This is a genomic window from Streptomyces sp. NPDC093097 (assembly GCF_044754325.1).
Classification (GTDB): Bacteria; Actinomycetota; Actinomycetes; order Streptomycetales; family Streptomycetaceae; genus Streptomyces.
On record NZ_JBIVOW010000004.1, the window covers coordinates 318,022 to 343,705 of the forward strand.

Annotated in this window: 20 protein-coding genes; 7 read left to right on the plus strand and 13 right to left on the minus strand. The window is 72.0% G+C overall.

What is annotated here, in order from left to right; translation table 11 throughout:
• Nucleotides 1-209 precede the first annotated feature (209 nt).
• Complete coding sequence (gene mltG, locus ACIQE0_RS09190; protein WP_402330146.1) at nucleotides 210-1,103, plus strand: endolytic transglycosylase MltG; 894 nt, start codon at nucleotides 210-212, stop codon at nucleotides 1,101-1,103.
• Nucleotides 1,104-1,291: 188 nt separating this feature from the next.
• Here the strand turns inward: mltG and ACIQE0_RS09195 are convergent, their stop codons facing one another.
• The 4 genes from ACIQE0_RS09195 to ACIQE0_RS09210 are packed head-to-tail and all read right to left on the minus strand — an operon-like array spanning nucleotide 1,292 to nucleotide 5,013.
• On the minus strand, nucleotides 1,292-2,068 hold the full coding sequence (locus ACIQE0_RS09195; RefSeq protein WP_402330148.1) for an ABC transporter permease: 777 nt from the start codon (nucleotides 2,066-2,068) through the stop codon (nucleotides 1,292-1,294).
• 25 nt (nucleotides 2,069-2,093) lie between these two features.
• Nucleotides 2,094-3,005: an ABC transporter ATP-binding protein gene (locus ACIQE0_RS09200; protein ID WP_366334983.1), complete on the minus strand. Its 912-nt coding sequence runs from the start codon at nucleotides 3,003-3,005 to the stop codon at nucleotides 2,094-2,096.
• Nucleotides 3,002-3,895, minus strand: coding sequence for an ABC transporter permease (locus ACIQE0_RS09205; protein WP_402330151.1), 894 nt, complete (start codon nucleotides 3,893-3,895; stop codon nucleotides 3,002-3,004). The genes ACIQE0_RS09200 and ACIQE0_RS09205 overlap by 4 nt, the downstream gene beginning before the upstream one ends.
• Nucleotides 3,892-5,013, minus strand: a complete 1,122-nt coding sequence (locus tag ACIQE0_RS09210) for an ABC transporter ATP-binding protein (RefSeq protein ID WP_402330332.1) — start codon at nucleotides 5,011-5,013, stop codon at nucleotides 3,892-3,894. Before ACIQE0_RS09210 ends, ACIQE0_RS09205 begins: the two co-directional genes overlap by 4 nt.
• A 267-nt stretch (nucleotides 5,014-5,280) precedes the next feature.
• Between ACIQE0_RS09210 and ACIQE0_RS09215 the strand changes: the two genes are divergently transcribed.
• The 3 genes from ACIQE0_RS09215 (at nucleotide 5,281) to ACIQE0_RS09225 (ending at nucleotide 9,769) form a co-directional block, all read left to right on the plus strand.
• Entirely contained in the window at nucleotides 5,281-6,147 is an 867-nt protein-coding gene (locus tag ACIQE0_RS09215; RefSeq protein ID WP_402330153.1) for a M24 family metallopeptidase, read from the plus strand.
• A 98-nt stretch (nucleotides 6,148-6,245) separates the two neighbouring features.
• Nucleotides 6,246-7,976 carry an SDR family oxidoreductase gene (locus ACIQE0_RS09220; RefSeq protein WP_402330335.1) on the plus strand — a complete coding sequence of 577 codons (1,731 nt, stop codon included), beginning with the start codon at nucleotides 6,246-6,248 and terminating at the stop codon, nucleotides 7,974-7,976.
• 548 nt (nucleotides 7,977-8,524) lie between these two features.
• The gene (locus ACIQE0_RS09225) at nucleotides 8,525-9,769 is read left to right on the plus strand and encodes a MerR family transcriptional regulator (RefSeq protein WP_402330155.1); all 1,245 of its coding nucleotides are present in this window, start codon (nucleotides 8,525-8,527) and stop codon (nucleotides 9,767-9,769) included.
• A 139-nt stretch (nucleotides 9,770-9,908) separates the two neighbouring features.
• On the opposite strand, the gene ACIQE0_RS09230 is transcribed toward ACIQE0_RS09225, so the two are convergent.
• Both ACIQE0_RS09230 and ACIQE0_RS09235 read right to left on the minus strand, forming a co-directional pair.
• Nucleotides 9,909-11,255 (minus strand): carotenoid oxygenase family protein, encoded by a 1,347-nt coding sequence (locus ACIQE0_RS09230; RefSeq protein ID WP_402330156.1) that lies wholly within the window; start codon nucleotides 11,253-11,255, stop codon nucleotides 9,909-9,911.
• A complete protein-coding gene (locus ACIQE0_RS09235; protein ID WP_366334971.1) occupies nucleotides 11,252-11,842 on the minus strand; it encodes a hypothetical protein in 591 nt (196 codons plus the stop codon). The genes ACIQE0_RS09230 and ACIQE0_RS09235 overlap by 4 nt, the downstream gene beginning before the upstream one ends.
• Before the next feature lie 186 nt (nucleotides 11,843-12,028).
• On the opposite strand from ACIQE0_RS09235, the gene ACIQE0_RS09240 reads away from it, so the two are divergent.
• Both ACIQE0_RS09240 and ACIQE0_RS09245 read left to right on the plus strand, forming a co-directional pair.
• Nucleotides 12,029-12,643 carry a helix-turn-helix transcriptional regulator gene (locus ACIQE0_RS09240; RefSeq protein WP_366334969.1) on the plus strand — a complete coding sequence of 205 codons (615 nt, stop codon included), beginning with the start codon at nucleotides 12,029-12,031 and terminating at the stop codon, nucleotides 12,641-12,643.
• 98 nt (nucleotides 12,644-12,741) lie between these two features.
• Nucleotides 12,742-13,284: an RNA 2'-phosphotransferase gene (locus tag ACIQE0_RS09245; protein WP_402330158.1), complete on the plus strand. Its 543-nt coding sequence runs from the start codon at nucleotides 12,742-12,744 to the stop codon at nucleotides 13,282-13,284.
• 24 nt (nucleotides 13,285-13,308) lie between these two features.
• Here the strand turns inward: ACIQE0_RS09245 and ACIQE0_RS09250 are convergent, their stop codons facing one another.
• From ACIQE0_RS09250 to ACIQE0_RS09260, 3 genes are all read right to left on the minus strand, one after another.
• Entirely contained in the window at nucleotides 13,309-13,872 is a 564-nt protein-coding gene (locus tag ACIQE0_RS09250) for a hypothetical protein (protein WP_366334967.1), read from the minus strand.
• A gap of 99 nt (nucleotides 13,873-13,971) precedes the next feature.
• Nucleotides 13,972-14,871 (minus strand): zinc metalloprotease HtpX, encoded by a 900-nt coding sequence (htpX, locus tag ACIQE0_RS09255; protein WP_366334965.1) that lies wholly within the window; start codon nucleotides 14,869-14,871, stop codon nucleotides 13,972-13,974.
• A gap of 187 nt (nucleotides 14,872-15,058) precedes the next feature.
• The gene (locus ACIQE0_RS09260) at nucleotides 15,059-15,955 is read right to left on the minus strand and encodes an LLM class flavin-dependent oxidoreductase (RefSeq protein WP_402330161.1); all 897 of its coding nucleotides are present in this window, start codon (nucleotides 15,953-15,955) and stop codon (nucleotides 15,059-15,061) included.
• A gap of 111 nt (nucleotides 15,956-16,066) precedes the next feature.
• Here ACIQE0_RS09260 and ACIQE0_RS09265 point away from each other — a divergent pair, with 111 nt between their 5' ends.
• Nucleotides 16,067-17,020 carry an HAD-IIB family hydrolase gene (locus tag ACIQE0_RS09265; protein ID WP_402330162.1) on the plus strand — a complete coding sequence of 318 codons (954 nt, stop codon included), beginning with the start codon at nucleotides 16,067-16,069 and terminating at the stop codon, nucleotides 17,018-17,020.
• A 206-nt stretch (nucleotides 17,021-17,226) separates the two neighbouring features.
• Here ACIQE0_RS09265 and ACIQE0_RS09270 read toward each other — a convergent pair whose 3' ends face one another.
• From ACIQE0_RS09270 to ACIQE0_RS09285, 4 genes are all read right to left on the minus strand, one after another.
• Nucleotides 17,227-18,903 (minus strand): GAF domain-containing protein, encoded by a 1,677-nt coding sequence (locus ACIQE0_RS09270; protein ID WP_366335054.1) that lies wholly within the window; start codon nucleotides 18,901-18,903, stop codon nucleotides 17,227-17,229.
• 186 nt (nucleotides 18,904-19,089) lie between these two features.
• Nucleotides 19,090-22,743 carry a thiol reductant ABC exporter subunit CydD gene (cydD, locus tag ACIQE0_RS09275; protein ID WP_402330164.1) on the minus strand — a complete coding sequence of 1,218 codons (3,654 nt, stop codon included), beginning with the start codon at nucleotides 22,741-22,743 and terminating at the stop codon, nucleotides 19,090-19,092.
• A gap of 51 nt (nucleotides 22,744-22,794) precedes the next feature.
• Nucleotides 22,795-23,796, minus strand: coding sequence for a cytochrome d ubiquinol oxidase subunit II (gene cydB, locus ACIQE0_RS09280; protein ID WP_402330166.1), 1,002 nt, complete (start codon nucleotides 23,794-23,796; stop codon nucleotides 22,795-22,797).
• 10 nt (nucleotides 23,797-23,806) lie between these two features.
• Complete coding sequence (locus ACIQE0_RS09285; protein WP_366334956.1) at nucleotides 23,807-25,312, minus strand: cytochrome ubiquinol oxidase subunit I; 1,506 nt, start codon at nucleotides 25,310-25,312, stop codon at nucleotides 23,807-23,809.
• Nucleotides 25,313-25,684: the final 372 nt, after the last annotated feature.

The window sequence follows — 25,684 nt, forward strand, 5'->3', positions numbered from 1 at the left end:
GGGGGGGGGGGGGCGGGCCCCCGGGGGGGGGGGGGGCCCGCCCCCCCCCCGGGGGGGGGGGGGGGGGGGGGGGGGGGGGGGGGGGGGGGGGCCCCGCCCCCCCCCCCCCCCCGCCGCGCCGTTGACGACCTTCCGGCCCGACCCCGCCGGCCGCGCCCCCGCACGACCTGCGCGCCCCGCTTCACAGCCGGCTGCCCTACCGTGCCCCCATGAGCGATGTTCCGCACGCCGGTCGCCGGTCCGGACCGCGGCTTTCCCGCGCCGGCTGGCTCCTTCTCGTCGCCGTTCTGTGTGTGGTGGTCCTCCTCGCGGTGCTGATCGTGCCGCGGCTGCTGCGGGAGCGGCAGTACGGTCAGCTCGCGGTCCCGGAGGGACAGCGCGCCTCCCAGATCTACGCGGCCGCCGACCAGGCCCTGCACGTGCCGCGGGGCACCACCGCGCGGGCCGCCAAGACCGCGCGCCTCGACCTGCCCGCCGAGGCGAACGGCAACCCGGAGGGCTACCTCTTCCCCGCGACCTATCCGATCCGCAGAAGCACCACCCCGGCGTCGCTGCTCACCTACATGGTCAAAACCGCCGGCCAGCGGCTCGCCGCCGACCACATCACCGACTACCGCACGGTGGTGATCGCCAGCATCGTGCAGGCCGAGGCGGACCGGCCGGCCGACATGGGCCGGGTCGCCCGGGTCATCGACAACCGGCTCGCCAGGAACATGCCGCTGCAGATGGACTCGACGATCAACTACGCGCTCGGCCGCAGCACCCTCCACACCAGCCACGCCGACCTCCGCACCGACAGCCCGTACAACACCTACAAGTTCGCGGGCCTGCCGCCGACCCCGATCGACAACCCCGGGGCCGACGCGCTGAAGGCCGCCGCCGCGCCGCCCGCCGGCGACTGGCTCTACTTCGTCACCGTCAAACCGGGCGACACCCGCTTCACCGCCGACTACCAGGAACACCAGCGGAACGTACGGGAGTTCAACAACGCGCAGAGGAACGGCGCCGCCGGCGGCAGTGGCTCCGGCGTCAGCGGCTCCGGCGGCAGTGGCTCCGGTGCTGCCGGCGGCTCCGGCACTGTCGGTGGTGGCTCCGGCGGATAGCCGCCTGCCGCTCTCCCCCTTCCTTCTGTGCCTCCTGCCCTGCGCTCCTCCTGCTCCGGTGCGGGGTCGGCCGGGCGGACACCCACTCGGCCGGACGCCCGGACGGACGCGGAAGTGATCGGGATGCAGGACGACGGGCGGGGCCACCGCACCGTCCGTCGCCCCGCCCGCCTCGCCCCGCCGGGTTCCTACTCCTCCCCGGCCAGCGTCAGCGCCTTCAGCCGGCGCGCCGCGTACCAGGTCGCGGCGGCGGTGACGGCCACCAGCAGGCAGACCGCGAGCGGCAGCTGGACCGCGGAGCTCAACGCCCCGTCGGCGCCGACCTTCTGGCCCACCGCGAGCGCCCACTGCTGGACGCTGAGGGTCCGCGCCCCGGGGACCACGCTCCCCACGAACGCCTCCCAGACCAGGGCGTAGACCAGGCCGAAGACCACGGCGTGCCGGGTGAGGGTGCCGAACAGCAGGAACAGGGCGCTGTAGGCGACCGAGGCGACGGCCGCGGCCACCGCGTACGCCACGGCTATCTGCTGGCTGTTGCCGTTGAGGACGAAGCCGGCCACCAGGACCGGTATCGCCGAGAACACGGCGGTCACCCCGATCGCCACCAGCAGCTTGGTCACGATGATCGTCGAGCGGCGGACCGGCTTGGCCAGGAGGTAGATCACCGAGCCGTCGTCGATCTCCGGCCCGATCGCGCCCGTCCCCGCGATCACGCCGATCAGCGGGACCATCGTGCCCAGCGCGAAGCCCCCCAGGATGCCGCCGGCCGTGGCGTCGTCGGCGCCGGTCAGCGCCCGGACGATCACGGCGATCGCCACCAGGAGGGCGGGCAGCGCGAAGAGGATCAGGGCGCGGCGCCGTCCGAGCAGTGCCCGGTAGGTGAGCCGGGCGACGGTCGGGTGGAGGAGCGCGGCCTTGGGCGCGGCGGCGGGCGCCGGCGGGGCCACGGGTGAGGTCGTGGACATACTGCCTCAGGGCTCCTTTCTGGCCTCAGGCCGCTACGAGGTACGAGAAGACGGATTCCAGCGACTCGTCGGAGGGCGAGACGGTCAGCAACCGGATGCCGTGGTCGCGGGCGACCCGCGGCAGCAGTTCGGTGAACCGGCCGAAGTCGACGGCCTGGATGCGCAGGGCGCCCTCGACGACGTCCACCTCGATACCGGCCGTCGAGGGGTCGGCTATCAGCGCTCCGGCCAGCGCCCGGTCGTTGTCGGACCGGACGAGGTAGCGGTGCGGGCGGTCGGTCATCAGTCGGCGGATCTTGCGGAAGTCGCCGGAGGCGGCGTGCCGGCCGGCCACCACCACCTCGATGTGCGAGGCCAGTTGCTCGACCTCTTCGAGGATGTGCGAGGAGAACAGGACCGTACGGCCTTCGTCGCCCATCCGCCGCAGCAGCTCCATCAGCTGCATCCGCTGCCGCGGGTCCATGCCGTTGAACGGCTCGTCGAGCAGCAGCACCGACGGGTCGTGGACCAGCGCGGAGGCCATCTTCACCCGCTGCCGCATGCCCTTGCTGTACGTCGAGATCTTGCGGTCCTGGGCGTACTCCATCTCGACCGTGGCCAGCGCCCGGGCCGCCGCGGCCCTGCCGAGTCCGTGCAACTCGGCGTTGGCGAGGACGAATTCACGCCCGGTGAGGAAGTCGTACATCGCCTCGCGCTCCGGGACGAGGCCGATGTGGCGGTAGCTCGCCGCGTTGCGCCAGATCGTCGTCCCGTCGAGGGTGACGGTGCCGTTGGAGGGGGCGAGGAAGCCGCCCATCATGTTGATGAGGGTGGACTTGCCGGCGCCGTTGGGGCCGAGCAGCCCGGTGACACCGGGGGTGATGCTCATGGTGATGTCGTTGACGGCGACGACGTTGCCGAACCAGCGCGAGACGTGGTCGATGTGGATCGTGTTCACAGTCCGGCCTTCCGGTAGCGGCGCATCAGCAGGCCGAAGCAACCGGCGATGACGAGCAGCGAGACGAGCAGGTAGACGAACCCGGCGCCGGTGGACGGCGCCAGCCCGTTCGGGAAGGAGCTGGTGCCGCCCAGGAACGTGGACTGCACCCCGTCGATGAGGGTGATGGGCGAGAACAGCCCCAGCCAGCCGACGGCGCCGTCGCTGCCCCGGAGTGTGGCTATGCCCTGGATCGCGCTGACCGCGCCGTACGGAATGGTGAGCGCGGCGATCACGGCGGCGACCCCGAACCCGCGGCGCGGGGTGACCGCCGAGACGACCAGCCCTATGCCGGCGAACAGCACCGACAGCAGCGCCACGCTGACCAGCCCCTGCCCGAATCCCTTGGTCTGGTCGAGGAAGTCCAGCTTCCCCAGCAGCGCCCCGACGTAGAGGATCACCAGCGGGGCGGCGGTGAGGAGGAACAGCGCGCTCGCCATCGCCGCGAACTTCGCGATGACGTAGTCGACCCGCTCGATCGGCCGGGAGAAGTAGAGCGGGGTGGTCTTGAAGCGCAGGTCGCGGGAGACGGACTGCGGGGCCTGGGCCGCCAGGTAGAGGCCGATGACGGCCTGGAGGTAGATGGCGTATTCGGGGTAGCCGATCGGGAGGCTGCCGGCCTTGGTGAACATCGCCACCGCGACCATGATCCCCGCGGGCAGGCACATCACCCCGAAGAGCAGCATCGGCAGCACCTTGCTCTTCGCCGACCGCCCGATGCCGTAGGCGCCGCGCAGGCTCTGCGAGAACAGCGACCGGCGGGCGTAGGCGCGGCCCAGCCGGGGGCCGTCGTAGTGGCGGTAGCCGATGTTGTGGATGTAGGCGCTGCCCGGCGTGGTTTCCGTACTCATCCTGCGTTCCCTCCGCCCACGGTGGTGGGGCGATCGGTGTTCCGCCCCGCCGTCGCGTGGCTCTCCGTCGGCGCGGCGCCGGCCCCCGCCCGCGCCTCTGCCGCCGCCTGTGCCTCTGCCGCCGCCTGTGCCTCTGCCGCCGCCTGTGCCTCTGCCGCCGCCTGTGCCTCCGCGTCCGCGTCCGCGTCGCGGAACACCTCGGCGATCTGGTGCCGGCGCTGCTCCATCCGCACCAGGCCCAGTCCCAACCCGGCGACGGTGTCGCGCACCAGGTCGTACGTCGCCTCCCCGGACGCCTCGACGAGGAGGACGTGCCCGGGAGAGGCGAGCCCCATCGCCCCCGGGGCGCCGGTGGTCACCGCGGCTCCGGCCGCGGTCAGTGCCGCGCGCAGCGCGCCGGTGCCGTCCGGGTGGGCGTCGGTGTCCGTGACCTCCACCGCCAGCGAGGTGGTGACCTTGGTGAACTCCGTGGTGGAGGACGAGCGCAGCAGCTTGCCGCCGTCGATGACGACGACGTGGTCGCAGGTCCGCTCCAGCTCGCCCAGGAGGTGGGAGGTGACCAGGACCGAGATCCCGAAGTCGGTGTGGACCCGCCGGATCAGACCGAGCATCTCGTCCCGGCCCACCGGGTCCAGGCCGTTGGTGGGCTCGTCGAGGAAGACCAACTGCGGGTCGTGCACGAGCGCTTGGGCCAGCTTCACGCGCTGCTTCATGCCCGTGGAGTAGCCGCCGATGGGGCGGTACCGCTCCTCGTAGAGGCCGACGTGGCGCAGGGTGTCGGCGGTACGCTCGCGGGCGGCGGTCGGCGGCAGACCGGACATCCGGGCCATGTGCACCACGAACTCGGTGGCCGAGACGTCCGGCGGCAGGCAGTCGTGCTCGGGCATGTAGCCGACCCGCTCGCGGATGGCGCCGCCGTCCTTGGTCACGTCCAACCCGAGGACGTGGGCGGTCCCTTCGGTGGCCGGGGCCAGACCGAGCAGGATCTTGATCAGGGTCGACTTGCCGGCGCCGTTGGCACCCACCAGGCCCGTTACGCCCGGGGCGATGTCCACGGAGAGCCGGTCCAGCGCGGTCACCCTCGGGTACCGCTTGGTCAGGCTTTCGGTCACGATCACAGTCACGTGTTCGAAGGTAGTGGCGGCCGCCACACCCGTCGTCAACCCCAGCGGTGGTCTTCGCCTCCCACTCCGGTACGACAGACCCGTAGGGGTTCTCATGCTTCAGCGGCAGTCCGCCTCAGGGTCGTACGCTCCGGGGCGCACCCTGTCGGCGGCCTCGCCCGCCGCACACCCCTTGACGTAGCCGCCAGTCATTGTCACATTCATCAGTGGCAAGTTACGGGCACGTACCGCAATGGACCGCTTACGGACGGACGGTTGGCGATGGCCTCAGTCACCTCAGCGACCGCAGCAGCAACGGGAGAGCTCACCGCCGAGCTCAGGGGATTCCGGGAGGTCCAACGGCTCGCCTACGCCTGCGCGGAAGCGGTGGCCGCCCAGCTCAGGCCCGGGATCACCGAGCGTGCAGCGGCCCGGATGCAGCGCGAGTGGCTGCGCGAGCGCGGTGTGCAGGACTGGTTCCACCTGCCGTTCGCCTGGTTCGGCGACCGCACCGCGTTCGCCGGCTTCCGCGTACCGCTGCAGTTCTTCCCGACCAACCGCGAGCTGGAGCCGGGGATGCCGTTCATCCTCGACATGGCGCCGGTCCACCGCGGCTTCACCGCCGACATCGGCTACTCCGGCTGCCTGGGCCTCAACCCCGTGCACGACCGGCTCCTCGCCGACCTCGAAGCCCACCGCGAACTGATCCTGCGCGAGGTGCGCGAACGGCGCCCGCTGCGCGAGATCTACCAGGACGTCGACCGGCTGATGGCCCGGCAGGGATACGCCAACCGCCACCGCGCCCACCCCTTCGGCGTCATCGCGCACAAGGTCGACCGGGTCCGGCAGGGCCGCTGGTCCCCCACCCTCTTCGGGTTCGGCGCCCAGGCCCTCAAGGGCCTCGCCTCGGACGCGCTGCACGGCCACCGGGAGGGCTGGTCCCCGCTGTGGAGCCCGTACCGCTTCTCCGACCACCCGCCGCAGCCCGGTCTGTGGGCGGTCGAACCCCACCTCGGCTTCCGGGGGACGGGGGCGAAGTTCGAGGAGATCCTGGTCGTCACGGACTCCAAGAACCCGCAGGAGAGCGCCTTTTGGCTGGACGACGATCTGCCGCATGTGCGGCGCTGGCAGGAGGAGAAGGCCGCGTGACAACGGAACGTGGACGGGACGCACAGCAGGGCCGCGGACCGGCGGCTGGGCGGCCGGCGAGGGCCGCCGCCGGGCTCTCGGAGGCGCGGGAGCGCTGGGTGCGCACCGGCGGGATCGAACTGTGCGTCGCCGAACTCGGTGATCCGGACCGGCCCACGGTGGTGCTGGTGCACGGCTATCCGGACAGCAAGGAGGTGTGGTCCGAGGTCGCCCGCGGCCTGGCCGAACGCTTCCATGTGGTGCTCTACGACGTCCGGGGCTGCGGCCGCTCCACCGCGCCGCGACCGCTGCGCGGCGGCTTCACCCTGGAGAAGCTGACCGACGACTTCCTGGCCGTCGTGGACGCGGTCAGCCCCGACCGCCCGATCCACCTCGTGGGCCACGACTGGGGCTCCGTCCAGTCCTGGGAGTTCGCCACCGTGCGGCGCACCGAGGGCCGGATCGCCTCCTTCACCTCGCTCTCCGGTCCCTCCCTCGACCACTTCGGCCACTGGATCAAGAAGCGCATGGCGCGCCCCACCCCCGGGCGGGCGGCCCAACTGCTGGGCCAGGGCGCCAAGTCCTGGTACGTCTACATGCTGCACACCCCCGCACTGCCCGAACTGGCCTGGAAGGGCCCGCTCGGCAAGCGCTGGCCGAGCATCCTCCAGCGGATGGAGAAGGTGCCCACCGGCGACTACCCCACCGCCTCGCTGCCCACCGACGCGGCCCACGGCGCCTGGCTGTACCGCGACAACGTCCGCGCCCGGCTGCGCCGCCCCCGCCCCGACGCCTACGCCCACTGCCCGGTCCAGCTCATCACCCCGACCGGCGACGCGTTCCTCTCCCCGCGGCTCTACGACGACCTCGGCCAGTGGGCGCCCCAGCTGGTGCGCCGTTCGCTTCCGGCCAAGCACTGGGCGCCCCGCACCCGTCCCGACCAACTCGCCGGCTGGATCGGCGAGTTCGTCACCGCTCAGGAGGAGGGCGATCCGGCCAAGGACGTCGTGGCCTCCGGTCCGTACGCCGATCGCTTCGGCGGGCAGCTGGTGCTGGTGACCGGCGCGGCCAGTGGCATCGGCCGGGCCACCGCGTTCGCCTTCGCCGAGGCCGGGGCGCGGGTCGTCGCCGTCGACCGGGACGCGGAGGGCGCGGCCCGCACCGCCGAGCTGGCGCGGCTGATCGGTGCGCCGGAGGCGTGGGGCGAGGCCGTCGACGTCTCCGACGAGGCGGCGATGGAGAAGCTCGCCGACAAGGTCGACACCGAGTACGGCACGGTGGACGTGCTGGTCAACAACGCCGGTATCGGCCTGTCCGGCGCCTTCCTGGACACCACCACCGAGGACTGGAAGAAGGTCCTGGACGTCAACCTGTGGGGCGTCATCCACGGCTGCCGGGTCTTCGGCAGGCGGATGGCCGACCGCGGCCAGGGCGGCCACATCGTCAACACCGCCTCGGCCGCCGCCTACCAGCCGTCCCGGGCCCTGCCCGCCTACAGCACCTCCAAGGCGGCCGTCCTCATGCTCAGCGAGTGCCTGCGCGCCGAGCTCGCCGGACAGGGCATCGGCGTCTCCGCCATCTGCCCCGGGCTCGTCAACACCGGCATCACCGGCACGGCCCGCTTCACCGGCGTCTCCGCGGAGGAGGAGAAGCGCCGCCAGGCCAAGGCCGCGCGGATGTACGGGATGCGCAACTACCCGCCGGAGAAGGTCGCCGACGCCATCCTGCGCGCGGTCGTCCGCAACCAGGCGGTCGTCCCGGTGACGCCCGAGGCGCGCGGCGCCCGTCTGCTGTCCCGCTTCACCCCGCGGGCACTGCGCGCCCTCGCCCGTATCAAGCCGCCGGTGTAACCGGCCCGCGCTCCACCGCCCGCACCCGGTGCCTGTCCGGGCCGCCCCTGGCCCGGACAGGCACCCGCGGTCGAGATCAGGAGGACCTGCACGTCCGCGGCCCCCCATGTCTGGACGAGCCGCTGACAGCGAATCCCTCGCTGCCTGTGGCACCCCTACCGCCCTTCGCCTACCGCCCTTCGCAGGAAGGCCCCTGCTCCTTGCGGCTTCCCCACTCCTGCTCCCCCGCCGGAGCGCCCCACCCGCCGCCGATTGCGGTAGGGGCCTGCCACCGTCCTCGCCCGCGTGCCGGCTCCCGGGCCGACCGCCCGTAAGACGGCCGCCCCACCTGGGCATCTCCTGAGGCGGCCGTATCGTGGCACCGCCGCACCCGGCCCATGCCGGGCCGACCCCGGCGCGGCCACCGCCCGTGGCGCGCCCACCCCTCGGCACGGCCGGCCCGTACGCAACCGCCGTGCGGCCAACCGCCCGGGGCAGCCAGCGTCCGGGGGCGGCCGACCGGCCAACGGCTTCCTCGCCGAGGTGGCCGCCCCGTAAGGAGCATCGCAGTGACGACCGAACCGCCGCCGACGGCCGAGTACCGCATCGAGGACCTGGCCCATCTCAGTGGCGCCACGGTCCGCACCATCCGCGCCTACCAGGACCGGGGGCTGCTGCCCCGCCCCGAGCGACGCGGCCGCGCCAATGTGTACGGCGACACCCACCTGGCGCGGCTGCGCCAGATCGCCGATCTGCTCGACCGCGGTTACACCCTCGCCAGCATCAAGGAGCTGCTCGAGGCATGGGACGCCGGACGCGGCCTCGACGGGGTCCTGGGCCTGGTCACCGAGATCGACGGGCCGTGGACGGACGAGAAGCCGGCCCGCATCACCCGCGCCGACCTGGACGCCGCCTTCGGCGGCTCCCCGAACGAGCAGGCGGTGGCCGAGGCCGTCGAACTGGGCGTCCTGGTGAGCGTGCCCGACCGGAACGGCGAGTTCCTGGTCCCCAGTCCGCAGGAACTCGCCGTCGCCATCGAGCTGCACGCGGCGGGCGTCCCGCTCCTGGCGATCTCCGGACATCTGCGAGAGGTGCGCGGCCAGGTCGAGCACATCGCCGCCCGTTTCCTGGACTTCACCACCGAGCACGTCTTCCAGGCGTTCCTGGACCATCCGCCCACCGAGGCCGGGACGGCCGAGGCCACGGCACTGGTGCGGCGCCTGCGGCCGCTGGCCCAGCAGACCATCGACGCCGAACTCGCCCGCGCCATGCGGACCTTGGCCGGTCAGTACATCCGCCACCACCTGACGGAGGCCCTGCCCGCCGGCCGACGGGAGCCGGACGCCTCTGCCGCGGACGCGCCGAGAAACGGCGGCCCCGCATCGGACGCCGGATACCTCCATGCGCCGGCACCTGACGCGCGGGGCGGCGGCGAACGGCCCGGCGGGCGCGCCGGGGCCGGCCGGGCCTTCCGGGCCGCGGGCAGCGCCGGCCCGGCCTCCGGCCCCGCGGCAGCGGCGGCCCCGGCGCCGGAGGCCGTCCCCGAGGCAACGCGCGTTCCTCGACCGGCCGTCCGTCCAGGGGCGGCGGCGGCCTCCGGACCCGTCGCGGACCCCCGTCCCGCGACCGGCGCAGAGCCCGTGCTGCTGCCCGCCGAGGCCGTTCAGGCGGTACGCGACCTGGTGGGCCAGGAGAACATCGCCGCCTTCATCGCGGCCGCCGCACAGCGCGAGGTGCACGCCCGCACCCTGGACACCCTGGCCGCGGACAACCGCGGCGCCGGCACCCCGGCGGAGGGCACCCCGGGACACTGAGCACCGACCGGCCCCGGCGCGCCGACGGCCGCCGCCCCGCGCGCCGCTCTCGCCGGCCGCGGCCCGTGTGCTGCCTTCTCCAGTTGTCAAAGAGCAAGCCGGACGACACGCGCCCGCCCGGCCGCCCCTACGGGCTCCGTCAAACGGCCGGATCCGGAAGCCAGTTGCCGTGGAATCCATACGGCACCCGGCGGGGAAGGGGCACCGTCGCGACCGGACCGGCGGTGATGTCCTCCGCGTCGAGGATCACCAGATCGCTGGTGTCGGTGGTGGCGTCATAGACGTAGGTGATCAGCCAGCCCGGTCCGCCCGGCCGGTGGTCGGCGGGGGCGAACGCCGCCTCGCCCGGGGTGCGTCCCGGGCCGAAGTCATAGCGGGCCGCCGCGCCGGTCCTCAGGTCGTAGCGGATCAGGGCGCCGGGTATCGCGCCGGTGCCCGGTAGCTCGGCGGCTGTGACGTGGCCGAAGCGGGCGGGCTGTCCGGCGAGGCGGTCGTCCATCCGGGGGAACTCGCCCATCTGGTCGTCGATTTGCTCCTCGGCCACGGAGCCGGCGGCGAGATCGATCGTCCAGCGCCACAGGCAGGGCGGCGAAGGGGCGCCCAGCGTGGCGTACCGGGATACGTAGAGGACGATGCGCTGGTCGCCGTCGTCATGGGCGTTCAGCGAGTGGAAGACGTAGCAGGGGTCGATGGCCAGCCAGCGGACCTCGCCGTACGGGTCGTCGCGACGCAGCACCCCCAGGCGGGCCCCGTACTCCGGATCCCACTGGTACGGCATGCCGGCGTGGTCGCGGTTGTGGACCATCGGCAGGTCCATGAAGACGACATGGCGGCCCGTCAGGTGGAAGTCGTGCATCATCGTGCCGGCGGGGACGTCGATGGGACGACTGACCGTCAACTCCCCTTGTGCATCCGCCCGGTGGTAGGTCAGATACGGCGGTGTGCTGTCGTAGCCGAAGAAGTGCAGCTCGCCGGTGGTGGGGCAGATCTTGGGGTGGGCGGTCATGGCGGTGGCGAGGCGGCCGCCGAAGTCATGCGGGCCGAGGGTCTCCAGCTCGTGCCCGGGCCGGCAGTCGATTTCGCAGGGGAAGGACGACTCGGCCAGCGCCAGCGTGCGCCCGGCGTGCCGGACGATATGGGTATTGGCCGCGCCGGTCGCCAGATTCCGGCGGCCCTGCTCGTCCGTGACGCGGATGCCGTCGGTGAACTTCAGGGTGCGGACCCAGCGGTTGCGGTAGGAGACGGCCCGGCCGCCTTCCAGGCGCACGCCGTGGACCATGCCGTCCCCGAAGAACCAGTGGGGGCTGGCGGCGTCCTGCGGGTTGGGGCCGTTGCGCAGGAACCACCCCGTGAGCTCCGGCGGGATGGCGCCGGTGACCGGGAGATCGTAAGCGGACAGTTCGTCGCCGACCGGGGCGAAGTTGCCGGCCAAGTGCGGTGGCGTGGCGGGGGATTGAGATGTTGCGGCGGACGGTGTGCTGGTCATGAGGCGCTGCCTTCCTGGACGTCGAGGGCCATGCCGGACTGCTGGAGGAAGCGTGCTCGGGCCCGGCCCGAGTATGCGGTGGTGAATCGGACAGGAAGAACAAATCCGGCGATCTGCACGAGGACCGAGACAACGGCGCCGAGGCCGTAGGCGGCTATGGCGGCCTGGGCGAGCGCGGTCAGGGTGAAGGACAGGGACCAGGCCGCGGTGATCACCACGTTGATATGCCGGAACTGCGGCGTGTGCCAGACCTGGGGCGGGGCCATGCGGCGGGCGATCGCCATGGTGAAAGGGCGCCGGACGGCGATCGACGCCCAGGCGATGAGCGCCAGCCAACCCATCGAGAGCGCACTGCCGTACGTCTCGAGAGCGCTGTCGGGACGGGCGAAGGCCACGGCGGACAGGCCGACGAAGTAGACGATCGAGCCGTACTCCAGCAGCCGGGATTCCAGTGAGAGCCCGGCGGCGCGGTCCGCGATCAGCAGCGCCACGGACGACAGCAGTCCGGCCAGCGCCCCCCACTGCCAACCGACCGCGGACACCCCCGCGAAGACCAACCATGGCAGGAAGCCCCGCAGATAGTTCATGATCCCCCTCTTTCGCGCCCGCCCCCTGCGGACGACTCCTCGTCGATGCGCCGGGCCGGCGAACGCGATCAACGCCGCGCGCCCGGACTCGGACCTTCCCAGCCCCCAGCGACATTCCAACTGTGACATGTCGATGTTGGAAAGTCCAGCTTTGACGTGTCACTTGTGGAAGGTAGTGTGCAGACCATGAGCCTGAGACACGCGGTGCTGGGCCTGCTCTCCGAATCCCCGGCGAGCGGCTATGACCTGATGAAGCTGTTCAACGCCTCACTCAGCAACGTCTGGCCGGCGACCCAGAGCCAGGTCTACGGCGAGCTCAACAAGCTCACGACGGCGGGCCTGGTGGAGGTCAGCGCCCACGGCCCGCGCGGCCGCAAGGAATACGCGATCACCGACGACGGCCTCACCGAACTGCGCCACTGGCTCACGGAGGTCGCCCCCGTCGGCCAGCAGCGCCACGACGGCCTGCTGCGCGTCTTCTTCCTCGGCGTCCTCACGCCGCTGGAGGCGCAGACCTACCTCCTCACGCAGGCCGAGGCCGCCGCCCGGATGCGCGCCGCGTACGAGCAGGTCGACCGGACCGCCGAGTGGGACGAGGAGATGATCTCCGTCTACGGGCGGATCGCGCTGGAATACGGCCTGCGGATGTCCGCGACGATGGAGGAGTGGGCCCGCTGGGCCGCCGACGAGGTGACCGGCGCCAAGGCTATGAAGGCCGGCGAGCTGGCCCGCGCGCAGCACGGCGAGGAGCAGCGGGAACGGGACGGGCAGCAGGGCCCGGAGCGGCCCGCGGGCGCATGAGCCGCCGGCCGGACGCGCGCCGCTGACGCCGGCCGCGTCCAGGCGCCCGCCCCCGAAACACGGGTGCCGTGGCGGCCGCCCCACGGCATCCTGAAGGCATGAACCACCAGCGCTCCGTGCGCATTTCGAAGTATCTGGCCAAGCATCTGCGCCACGCACCGGAACGGATCGGCATCGCTCTCGACGCACGGGGCTGGGTGCCGGTGGCAGAGCTCCTCGAAGCGGCAGCGCGGCACGGATTCCCCTTCTCCCGGGCGGAGTTGGACGCCGTGGTCGCCGACAACGACAAGCAGCGCTACACCGTGGAGGACGGCCGTATCCGCGCCCACCAGGGCCACTCCGTGTGCGTCGATCTCGCCCTGCCGCCGACCGTGCCTCCCGGCTTCCTCTTCCACGGCACGGTCGCCCGGAGCGTGGCCGCCATCCGGGAGGAGGGGCTGCGGCCGATGTCCCGGCACGCCGTGCACCTCTCACCGGACCGCGAGACCGCGACCCGGGTGGGCGGGCGGCGCGGCAAGCCGGTCGTGCTGACGGTCGACGCGGGTGCGATGCACCGGGCCGGCCACGTCTTCCACCTCAGCGCCAACGGGGTGTGGCTGACCGAGCGGGTACCGCCGGAGTTCCTCGGCTTCCCCGGCTGACGCTTGCCGCGCGGAGTCCGCAGGTCAGAGCCCAGGCGCTCCCCACACGGGGAACCACCGGGAGAGGTCCTTCTCGACGGTCAGGTCGTCCCCGAGCATCGCCCGCACCTGGAGTTCGAGCGGATTGTCGCGCTTCTCGCCACCGTCGGACCGCGGTGCGAAGGGGTAGAACGTGCCGCGTTTGTAGAGGTAGACCAGCGCGAGCGACCGCTGCCGCGCGTCGCGGAACCCGATCAGCGAGCACAGCAGCTGCGGTCCGAACCCCGCCTCCTCCAGGGACGTGTTGACCGCGTGGAGGTCGTTGACCAGGCCCGCCACATCCTCCGGGGAGTGCCGCACCAGAAGCCATGTATAGCCGTAGGCGTCCTGCGTGAACTCCACCGCACCGTCCAGGAGCGCACGCGCCTCCTCCTGGATCCGCGAGAAGGCGCCGCCTTCCACGCTCGCGAAACACACCGAACCCAGCCCCGTGGGCGTGAATCCGGCCGCGGCCTGCAGGGTGACCGCGGCCGACGGCAGCGCGAAGAGCTGGTCCAGATCGGGGCGTACCGGCTTGCTGCGGCCGAGGATGGCGTCCAGAAATCCCATGCGCGGCTTACTCCTTGATCTTTTGCTCCGGTGACGCGGCGGCGTGTTTCACGGGAAACCTCGCCACGCGTCGTTCGCTGCCGTCCCGCCGGCCGCCGTTCACGGCCGCCCCAGCTCCGCCGCTATCCGTCCGAGCTGGTCGAGCCGCTGCTCCAGCGTGGGGTGCGAGGACAGCAGCTGGTTGAAGGTCTCCTTGTTGAACGCCGGGGCGAAGTAGAACGCGTTGAACGGCTGGGCCTTGCGGAGGTCTTCGGTCGGGATCCGCGCGATCTGGCCGGTGACCTTCGTCAGGGCGGAGGCCAGCGCCGAGGGGCGGCCGGTCAGCAGGGCGGCGGACCGGTCGGCGGACAGCTCGCGGTAGCGCGAGAGCAGCCTGGTGAGCAGGAAGCTGATGGCGTAGACGACGACGCTGACGGCGGTGACGACCAGGACGGCGATGGCGGCGTTCTGGTCCCGGTTGTTGCGCCCGATGCCGCTCCACAGGGCGGCGCGGGTGATGATGCCGGCCAGGACGCCGAGGAACGAGGCGATGGTCATCACCGCGACATCGCGATGGGCGACATGGGAGAGCTCATGGGCGAGCACTCCCTCCAGCTCCTCCGGCTCCAGCCGCCGGAGCAGCCCGGTCGTGGCGCAGACCATGGAGTTCTTCTGGTTGCGGCCGGTGGCGAAGGCGTTCGGCACATCCGACTCGGCGATCGCGACCCGCGGCTTGGGCATGTCGGCCAGTGCGCAGAGCCGGTCCACCGCACCGTGCAGTTCGGGCGCCTGCTCCGGCGTGACCTCGCGCGCCCCCATGCTGAAGGCCGCGATCCGGTCGCTGTACCAGAACTGCGCGACGAACATGACCCCCGAGATCAGCAGCACCACCACCCAGGCGCCCTTGAGCAGCACCACCAGCGCACTGACGACCACCACGTACAGCAGCCCGATGAAGAACATCGTCATGACCATGCGCGAGGTCAGCCCGCGGTCCGGGGCGAATCGGGTCTGTGCCATGGCTCCTCCACAACGCACCGCACTTCGCGCAGTGCCCGGCCCGGTCGCACACCGTCCTCACGCACGCCGGGACCCGCACACTGCGCCGCTGCCCTAATTCTCCCTCTTGCCAGCTATATACCGGGTAAAGCCCTGGCCGGAGACCGGGGTAAATCAGCAGGAGCGGACCGACGTCGTGGAGGCGCCGTTACGCCCCGAGCTGCGCAAGCCCCTCGGTGGCGATCCGCTCGAAGACCGCAGGGTCGGCGGCGAAGACCGAATCCGCGATCGGCCAGTGGATGACCAGCTCGTCGATGCCCAGCTCCGCGTGGCGGCCGGCGAAGTCCACGAAGGCGTCCAGGGAATCCAGCGGCTGGTCCGGGGTGAAGCCGGTCAGCATGATCTTCTGGAGTTCTTCGGGGTCCCGGCCCTGGTCGGCACAGGCCTTCGCCAGCTTCTCGGTCTGCCGGCGGACGGCCTCGCGGGACTCGGCCGGTGTGCCGCCCGCGTTCGAGACCTTGGGATCACCGGTGGTGACCCACGCCTGGCCGTGCCGGGCCGCCAGCTTCAGCCCGCGGGGGCCGGTGGCCGCCACCGCGAACGGCAGGCGCGGCCGCTGCACACAGCCGGGGATGTTGCGCGCCTCGTCGGCGGAGTAGTGCGTGCCCTCGCAGGTGACCGCGTCCTCCGTCAGCAGCCGGTCCAGCAGGGCCGTGAACTCCGCGAAGCGGTCGGCCCGTTCCCGCGGGGACCAGGGCTCCTGGCCGAGCGCCGTGGCGTCGAAACCGTTGCCGCCGGCGCCGATACCCAGCGTGACGCGGCCCTGACTGATGTCGTCGAGCGAGATCAACTCCTTGGCGAGGGTGACCGGGTGCCGGAAGTTCGGGGAGGTCACGAGGGTGCCCAGGCGCATCCGGGAGGTCGCGGCGGCGGCCGCGGTCAGCGTCGGAAGCGCCCCGAACCACGTGAGGTCACGGAAGCTCCGCCAGGACAGGTGGTCGTAGGTGTACGCAGCGTGGAACCCCAGCTCCTCGGCGCGCTGCCAGGTCTCCTTCCCGCCCTCGGACCAACGGCGGACGGGCAGGATCACAGTGCTCAGTCGCATGCCCCCGAGCGTACGGGGCTCCCGCAAAACCCCCGTCCGGCCGCTTCTCCGGGAGGCTCATGCCCGCCACCCACCGCACGCCTGTACGTACCGGTACGCGAAGATGGCCCCGTGACTGATGCCTCCGCCACGCCGCCCCGCCCCATCCGGCTGATCGCCACCGACCTCGACGGCACACTGCTGCACGACGACAAGCGGGTCTCCGACCGGACGATCGCCGCGCTGGCCGCCGCCGAGAAGGCGGGCATCGAGGTGTTCTTCGTCACCGGACGCCCGGCCCGCTGGATGGACGTGGTCAGCGACCATGTGCACGGCCACGGCCTGGCGATCTGCGCGAACGGCGCGGCCGTCGTCGATCTGCACCGGGGCAACCGGATCGTCGAGGTCAGCGCCCTCGACCAGGCGGTGGCGCTCGATGTCGTCCACGCCCTGCGCGGCGCCGCCCCCGGCACCACCTTCGCCGTCGAGCGCACCGGCGGCATCCACTACGAGCCGCAGTACCCGCCCTTCCTGCTGGACCCTGCCGCGGTGATAGCGCCGGCCGAGAAGCTCCTGGCCGAGGGCTTCACCCCGCCGTCACGCCCCGGCCCGGAGGACGGCGTCGGCACCGACGGCCCCTTTTCGGCCAATGACGAGGCGGCCGGGCCGGACGCGATGACCTCGGCGGGCGACGGCACCACCGCGCCCTACCAGCCCGTGCTCAAGCTGCTCGCGCACCATCCCGCCATGGACCCCGACGCCTTCCTCGCGCTGGCCCGGGCCACCGCGGGCCACCTGGCCTCCTTCACCCGGTCCAGCCCCACCGCCCTCCTGGAGATCAGCGGCCTGGGCGTCAGCAAGGCCGGCACCCTCGCCCGCTGCTGCGCGGAACGCGGAATCTCGCCGGACGAGGTCGTCGCCTTCGGCGATATGCCGAACGACATCGAGATGCTCACCTGGGCCGGCACCTCCTACGCCATGGCCAACGCGCACCCCGACGTCCTGGCGGCCACCACCGGCCGTACGGAGTCCAACAACGACGACGGTGTGGCCCTCGTGATCGAGCGGATTCTTCAGGAGCGTTGAGGAGCCCCCGGAAGCGACCGGAGGCTTCGGGGAGGGCGGCGACCGTGGTTTCACGTGAAACCACGGGCACGCATTGCGGATTGGGTTGTTTCACGTGAAACGGTGAGACGTACTCTGACGCCCATGTTTCACGTGAAACCATCAACTCCCGTGCGGCGGCGGTGGTTTCACGTGAAACGATGCGTCGGCCCAGCCGCCTGGACTCCTTACAGCGGCGCCTCCCACCTCACCGTCGTCCCCCCGCCGTCGTCGCCCAAGCCGGGCCCGTAGGTGCTCGAACCCCCCAAGGACTCCGCCCTCTTGGCGAGGTTCTTGAGGCCGCTGCGGCGGCCGCCCTCGGTGATTCCCACCCCGTCGTCCGCGACGGTCAGCCGGACGCCGGGAGTGCCGTCCGGCAGACTGACCGTCGCGTCGACCACGACCTCGATCCGGGACGCCGCGGCGTGCCGGAAGGCGTTCGACAGCGCCTCGCGCAGTGCGGCGATCAGGTTCTTCCCGGCCAGTTCGCCGACCTTGACGTCGACCGGACCGAGGAACTGCGCCGAGGGCTGGAAGCCCAGCGGTACGGCAGCGGCACCGATCTCCCGCAGGACCCGGGTCCGCAGCCCCGACGGCGCCTCGGCGGGGCTCTGCTGAAGGGCGAAGATCGCGGTCCTGATCTCCTGGATGGTGACGTCGAGTTCGTCGATGGCCTTGCCGACCCGCTGAGCCACCGCCGGGACCTCGGTCCTGCGCTGGGCGCTCTCCAGCATCATCCCCGTCGCGAACAGCCGCTGGATCACGAGGTCGTGCAGATCGCGGGCGATCCGGTCGCGGTCCTCGTAGACCGCCAGCCGCTCCCGGTCGCGCTGGGCGTCGGCCAGCACCAGCGCCAGTGCGGCCTGCGCGGCGAACTGCGTGGCCAGCGTCCGCTCGGCGGCGGAGAACGGGCGGCCGCCACGGGCCCGCGGCGTGGCGAGGGTGCCCAGCACCCGGCCGCCGCTCTTGAGCGGCAGCAGCATGCTCGGCCCGAAGCGCGGCGCGAGGTCGGTGACCGTCCGCGGATCGCCGGCCGAATCGGACACGAACACCGGCTCCCCGGCGAGGAGTTGCTCGGTCACCGGGCTGTCGTGCGGGATCTGGGTCCCCAGGATCCCGGTGGGATCGTCGGCCGACACCGCGACGACCTCCAGCCCACCGTCCTCGTCCGGCAGCAGCACGATGCCGGCCGCCGAATCCGCCAGCTTCCGGGCCTGTTCGGCGACCACCGCGAGCGCGTCGTCGACATCGCTGCCGGCGAGGAGCTCGGTGGTCACCGCCACCGAACCGTCGATCCACCGCTCCCGCTGCCGAGTCGCCGCGTACAACCGGGCGTTGCCGATCGCGATGCCCGCCTCGGTCGCCAGCACCCGCACCATGTGCAGGTCCTCCTCGCTGAACTCCCCGCCGCGCTTCTCGGTCAGATAGAGATTGCCGAAGATCTCGCCCTGGACCCGGATCGGAACGCCCAGGAAGGAGCGCATCGGCGGGTGCTCCGGCGGGAACCCGGCCGAGCGGGGGTCCCTGGTGAGGTCGGCCAGCCGCACCGGCTTCGGATCGTGGATCAGCGCGCCGAGCAGGCCCTTGTGGCCGTCGGGCAGCGCGCCGATCCGCTCGTGCTGCGCGCCGGTCACGCCGTAGGTCACGAAGTCGGACAGCCCCTCCCGGGCGTCGTCGATGATCCCGATCGCCGCATAGCGCGCATCGGCGAGTTCGGCGGCGGTCTCCACGATCCGGTCCAGCGTGATGTGCAGGTCCAGCCCCGCGCCGATGGTGCGCATCGCCTCCAGCAGCTGCGGCACCCGCGCGGTCAGCTCGGACGACAGCCCCCGGAGGCTGCGGGTGGCCTCGGTGGCGGCGTCCATGGGGTCCGGGCGTCCGCCGGAGCGGGCGGTGTCCGCGGGGTCTGAGGGCGATCCTGCCGTGGCTGCCATGCTCCGAGCCTAATAACGGCCCATTTCCGGAGAAAGTTCAGTTGTGCGGCGCGGCGGGGCCGGGCGGTGCCGACCGGGCGTCGGCCCCGCCGCGCCGGAGCCCCGCCGGCCCATGCCTCATGCGGACGTGTGCACCCCGGCGGGCTCCCGGCCGGCGTCCTCCGACGCGCTCCGGTCCGCTGCGGCCACCATCTGCGGATACGCCGCGTCCACCGCCCGCTCACGCTCCAGCATCCGCCGGAACGGACCGTCGGCCGCGGCCAACTCGGCGTAACTGCCGCGCTGTGCCACCCGCCCCCGGTCCAGTACGAGCACCTCGTCGACCGCCTCCAGGCCGGCGAGCCGATGCGTGATCAGCACCGTCGTCCGGCCCTCGGTGGCGGCCAGCAGATCGGCGGTCAGCGCGTCGGCGGTGGCCAGGTCGAGGTGTTCCGCGGGTTCGTCCAGCACCAGCACCGGGAAGTCCGCGAGCAGCGCGCGGGCCAGGGCCAGCCGCTGCCGCTGGCCGCCGGACAGCCGGGCTCCGTGCTCCCCGACCATGGTGTCCAGGCCGTCGGGCAGCCCCCGCACCCAGTCGGCCAGCCGCGCCCGGTCGAGCGCCTCCCACAGGTCCCGGTCGTCGGCGCTGCCGTCGCCCTCGCTCCGGTTCCGCCGGGCGAGCCGGAGGTTCTCCCGCAGCGAGCTGTCGAAGAGGTGCGCGTCCTGCGCACACAGCCCGACCAGCCGCCGCACCGCGTCGCCGGCCATCCCCTCGGCGTCCGTGCCGGCCAGCGTGTACGCCCCCGACTCCCGGTCCAGGAAACGCAGCAGCACCTGCGCGAGCGTGGTCTTGCCGGAGCCGGACGGACCGACGACGGCGAGCCGGCGGCCCGGGGCCAGCGTGAGGCCGACCCCGTCCAGCGCCGGGCGGTCCTGACCCGGGTGACGCGCGGTCAACTCGCCTACGACCAGCGGGAACGGCGCTTCGGGCGCGGGCACGGGGGTGGCCGGCTCGCGGACCGGCGCCGGGGCGTCCAGCACCTCGAAGACCCGCTCGGCGGCGTGCCGGGTGCGGCGGCGGTACTGCGCGGCCAGCGGCAGACCGGCCACCGCCTCGAACGCGGCGAGCGGGGTGAGCACGACGACGGCCAGTGCCACGCCCGTCAGCCGGCCGGTGTGCACCGCCGATACGCCCACCACCGCGGCGGCGGCCACGGTCAGCCCGCACAGCAGCGCCGACAGCCCGGCGCCGGCCCCGGCCGCGGCGGCCGAGCGGGACGCGATCCGGGTCAGGTCCCGGTCGGCACGGCGCACCGCCTCCGTACGGGCCCCAAGAGCACCGGCGACCGTCAACTCGGCGGTCCCGGTGAGGAGATCGACGACACGGGTGGAGAGCACCCCGCGGGCCGGCGCCAGCCGGCGCTCCGCACGCCGCGCCAGCGCACCCGACAGCGCCGGCACCCCGGCACCGGCGAGCAGCAGCCCGGCGGCGAGGATCGCCCCGGCCTCCGGCAGCAACCAGCCGGTGAAGGCGACGGTGCCCGCGCCGACCAGTACGGCCGCCCCCACGGGCAGCAGCCAGCGCAGGAAGTAGTCCTGCACCGCGTCGACGTCGGCCACCAGCCGCGACAGCAGATCGCCGCGCCGGCGCTCCGTCAGGCCGGCCGGCGCCAGCCGCTCCAGCCGCCGGAAGACGGCCACCCGGACGTCGGCCAGCATCCGGAACACCGCGTCATGCGCCACCAGTCGCTCGGCGTACCGGAACACCGCCCGCCCGATGCCGAACGCCCTGGTCGCGGTCACCGCCACCATCAGGTACAGCACCGGCGGCTGCTGCGAGGCCCGTGAGATCAGCCACCCGGAGGTCGCCATCAGGCCCACCGCGCTGCCCAGCGCGAGACTGCCGAGCAGCAGCGCGAGCCCGAAGCGCGCCCGCCGGGCCCGGGCCAGCCCGCGCAGCCGCCGCAGCGCGGAGCGCGGGGCGGAAGCGGGCGCGGCATCGCCGGCCGGCACCGCCCCGGCGTCCGCCGCCGGGCCCGACCGGGCCGGGGCGTCCGGGGCGGCGGCCGCCCGCGCGGTCGCCGTCGTCGCCACCGGTTCCGCCGTCGCGGCGGCCCCCTCCCGCGGCCCCGCCAGCCGCACCGTCCGGTCGGCCACCGCCAGCAGCGCCGGCCGGTGGACCACCATCAGGACCGTGCGCCCGGCCGCGAGCCGGCCGACGGCCTCGACCAGCGCCTGCTCGGTCTCGCCGTCCAGATTGGCGGTCGGTTCGTCCAGCAGCACGATCGGGCGATCGGCGAGGAAGGCGCGGGCGAGCGCGATGCGCTGCCGCTGGCCGGCGGAGAGCCCGGCGCCGGATTCCCCGAGCCGGGTGGCCGTGCCATCGGGCAGCGCGTCGACGAAGTCCAGTGCCCCGGCCTCGCCCAGGGCGGCGCGGACCGCCGCGTCATCGGCGTCCGGCCGCACCAGCCGGACGTTCTCGGCGATGGAGCCGGCGAAGAGATGCGGATGCTGCGGCACCCAGGCGATCCGGCCGCGCCAGCCGTCGGGGGAGAGGTCGGCGATGTCCCGCCCGTCGACGAGGACCCGCCCCTTCGACGGCTCGGTGAAGCCGAGCACCACGCTCAGCAGCGTGGACTTGCCGGCGCCCGAGGGCCCGACCAGTGCGACGGTCTCGCCGGGCCGAACCTCGAACGAGGTCGCGGGAAGCGAAGCGGCGGCGCGTCCGGGATGGCGGACCACCAGCCCCTCGACGGTCAGCCCGGTGCCCGCGGGCGCGGGCGCGGTGCCGGGCGTGCGCGGCCGGGTCTCCAGCACGGCGAAGACCTCCTCCGCGGCGGAGAGCCCCTCTGCCGCTGCGTGGTACTGCGCCCCCACCTGCCGCAGCGGCAGATACGCCTCGGGCGCCAGCACCAGCACCATCAGCCCCGTATAGAGGTCGAGTTCGCCGCTCACCAGGCGGAAGCCGATGCCGACCGCGACCAGCGCCACGGAGATGGTGGCGAGGAGTTCGAGGGCGAAGGACGACAGGAAGGCGATCCGCAGGGTGCGCAGGGTGGCCCGGCGGTACTGGCTGGTGATCTCGCGGATGGCGGCGGCCTGGGCCTTGGCCCGGCCGAAGACCTTCAGCGTCGGCAGCCCCTCCACGACGTCGAGGAAGTGCCCGGACAACCGGGAGAGCAGCCGCCACTGGCGGTCCATCTTCGACTGGGTGGCCCAGCCGATCAGGATCATGAACACCGGGATCAGCGGCAGGGTGAGGACGATCGTCAGCGCGGAGATCCAGTCCCCGCTGACGATCCGGACCAGCACCGCGACCGGCACCACGACCGCCAGCCCCAACTGCGGCAGATAGCGGGCGAAGTAGTCGTCCAGGGCGTCGATGCCGCGGGTGGCCAGGGTCGTCAGCTCCCCGGTCCGCAGTTCCAGGGTGCCGGTGTCCGCGGTGCCCTCGGCGCGGCGGACCGCCACGTCGGGCCCCAGTTCCGCCGCCCGCTCGATCAACCGCATCCGCAGTTCGGACTTGACCGAGGCGCCGGCGCGGTGCGCGGCCAACTCCGTGAGCCAGGAGACCAGCCCCCGGCCCACGGACACCGCGGCGAGCAACGTCACCGGTGTGACCAGTGCGCCGAGCGGACGGCCGTGCTGGAAGGCTCCCACCACGATCTCCGCGATCAGCATGGCCTGACCGATGACCAGGCCCGCTCCGGCAAGCCCCAGCACCACCACCGCGACGAGGAATCCGCGGGTGGCACGGGCGTATCGGAGCAGGCGCGGGTCGATCGGTTTCACGTGAAACCTTCCGTTCTCCCGCATCCCGCCCTGGCGGGGCGGGGGATGCGGCTAGTGGGTTTCGGCGAGGTGCTGGGTGCCGATCCGCTTGCGGAACACCCAGTAGGTCCACCCCTGGTAGAGCATCACGAGCGGCGCGGCGATGCCGGCACACCACGTCATGATCTTCAGGGTGTAGGGGCTGGACGAGGCGTTGGTGACCGTGAGGCTCCAACTCTCGTTCAGCGTCGACGGCATGACGTTCGGGAAGAGCGTCAGGAACAGCATGGCGACCGCGGCCACGATCGTGATCCCGGAGAAGGCGAACGCCCAGCCCTCGCGCCCGAACTTGTTGGCCACGAGCGCGGCGACCAGCGCCACCACCGCGAGGACCATGGCACCCAGACTGGCGCCGTTCCCCTTGTCGACCTGGGTCCAGGCCAGGAACGCGACGGCGAGCACGGCGGTGACCACCCCGAGGACGCCTGCCATGCGGCGCGCCCGCCCCCGGATGTCACCCACGGTCTTCAGCGCCGCGAACACCGCACCGTGGAAGGTGAACAGCGCCAGCGTGACCAGTCCACCGAGGAGCGCGTACGGGTTGAGCAGGTCGAGCACGGTGCCGACGTACTCCTTGCCGGCGTCGATCTTCACGCCGCGGACGATGTTGCCGAAGGCCACGCCCCACAGCACCGCGGGCAGCAGCGAGGTCCAGAAGAGCGCGTGCTCCCAGTTGCGCTGCCAGCGCTCCTCGGGCCGCTTGACGCGGTACTCGAACGCGACACCGCGCACGATCAGGCAGACCAGGATCAGCAGCAGCGGGAGGTAGAACCCGGAGAAGAGGGTGGCGTACCACTCCGGGAAGGCGGCGAAGGTCGCCCCGCCCGCGCTGAGCAGCCAGACCTCGTTGCCGTCCCAGACCGGCCCGACGGTGTTGATCAGCACCCGCCGCTCGCTCCGGTCCCGGGCCAGCAGCTTGGTGAGCACGCCGATCCCGAAGTCGAAGCCTTCGAGGAAGAAGTAGCCCGTCCAGAGGAAGGCGATGATGACGAACCAGACATCGTGGAGTTGCATGGTCGCCTCCTTAGTACGAGAAGGCCATCGGCCGGTCGGCGTCGGCGTCGCCGCCGATCTTGGTGGGCGGGTTGAGGTCGGAGTCGGTGAGTTCCTGGGGTCCGGCCTTGATGTACTTCACCAGCAGCCTGACCTCGATCACGGCGAGGATCGCGTAGAGCGTGGTGAAGACGACCAGCGAGGTGATCACCTCGCCCTGCGAGACACCGGGCGAGACCGCGTCGCGGGTGCGCAGCACGCCGTAGACGACCCAGGGCTGGCGGCCCATCTCGGTGAAGATCCAGCCCCACGAGTTCGCGATCAGCGGGAAGCCGATGGTGAAGAGGGCCAGTCGCCAGTACCACTTGGCCAGGCCCTCGCCCAGCGCCTTGTTCTTGGTGAGCGCGAGGTGCGGTGGCTCCTCGTCGCCGGTCCGCAGCGCGGGCGCGAGCCAGAACTTCTTGCGGGTGAGCCACAGTCCGGCCAGGCCGATGGCGAACGACGCCATCCCGAAGCCGATCATCCAGCGGAATCCCCAGTAGGTGACCGGGATGTTGGGCCGGTAGTCACCGGGCCCGAACTTCTCCTGCTCGGACTTGTTGACGTCGTTGATGCCCGGCACCGGCGAGGAGAAGTCGTTGTGCGCGAGGAAGGACAGCACACCCGGTATCTCGATGGCGACCTTGTTGTGGCCCTTGGCGACGTCGCCGTAGGAGAACACCGAGAACGGCGCGGGCGCGGCCTTGTCCCACAGCGCCTCGGCCGAGGCCATCTTCATCGGCTGCTGCTGGAACATGACCTTGCCGAGGGAGTCGCCGCTGACCGCGGTGAGCACCCCGCCGAGGACCAGGGTGACCAGTCCGAGCCGCAGCGACGTCCGCATCACCTTGATGTGCCGCTTGCGCATCAGGTGGTACGCGGAGATGCCGACCATGAAAGCGCCACCGGTGAGGAAGGCCGCGGTCAGGGTGTGGAAGACGACGACAAGAGTGGTGTCCTGCGTCAGCACCCGCAAGAAATCGGTGAGTTCGGCGCGCCCGGTCACGGGGTTGTACTTGTAGCCGACCGGGTGCTGCATCCAGGAGTTGGCCGCGAGGATGAAGTACGCCGAAAGGATCGTGCCGATCGAGACCATCCACATGCAGAAGCAGTGGAGCTTCTTGGGCAGCTTGTCCCAACCGAAGATCCACAGACCGATGAAGGTCGACTCGAAGAAGAACGCGATCAGGGCTTCGAAGGCGAGCGGCGCACCGAAGATGTCCCCGACGAACCGCGAGTAGTCCGACCAGTTCATGCCGAACTGGAATTCCTGGACGATGCCGGTGACGACACCCATCGCGATATTGATCAGGAACAGCTTGCCCCAGAACTTGGTGGCCTTGAGGTACTTCTGCTTACCGGTCCGCACCCATGCGGTCTCCAACCCGGCCACCAGAGCGGCCAGGGAGATCGTCAGGGGGACGAACAGGAAGTGGTAGACGGTCGTGATGCCGAATTGCCATCGCGCCATAGTTTCTGGCGCCAGCGCCAGTTCCACGTCGCGGCCTCCTTACGTCCTTACGTCGCCGTCGCACAACGGCTTTGTCCTTTTTTGCGATGCCCAGAGCAACGCAAACGGGACGCGAGCTTGTGAACGCGTTCACATTCACAAGCATTATCTCCCATGCCGTTCACACCTCGAGGAAGGGGGGTGCGTGACCGCCGTCACGCCGGAATGCGCACTCCGGGAATCTTTATGCCGCGGTTATGTCCGCGGGTGCTCCCGCACAACTTCTACATATTGTTGAATTTCTCGTCCCGAAGATTCAGCGCAGCCGACTTCCGGAACGCGGGCCACAAACCCGCGCCCCGCAACGCCCCTCGATATACCTCGACAACGCCCCGGGCCGCATCGGCGGCGACCCGCCCA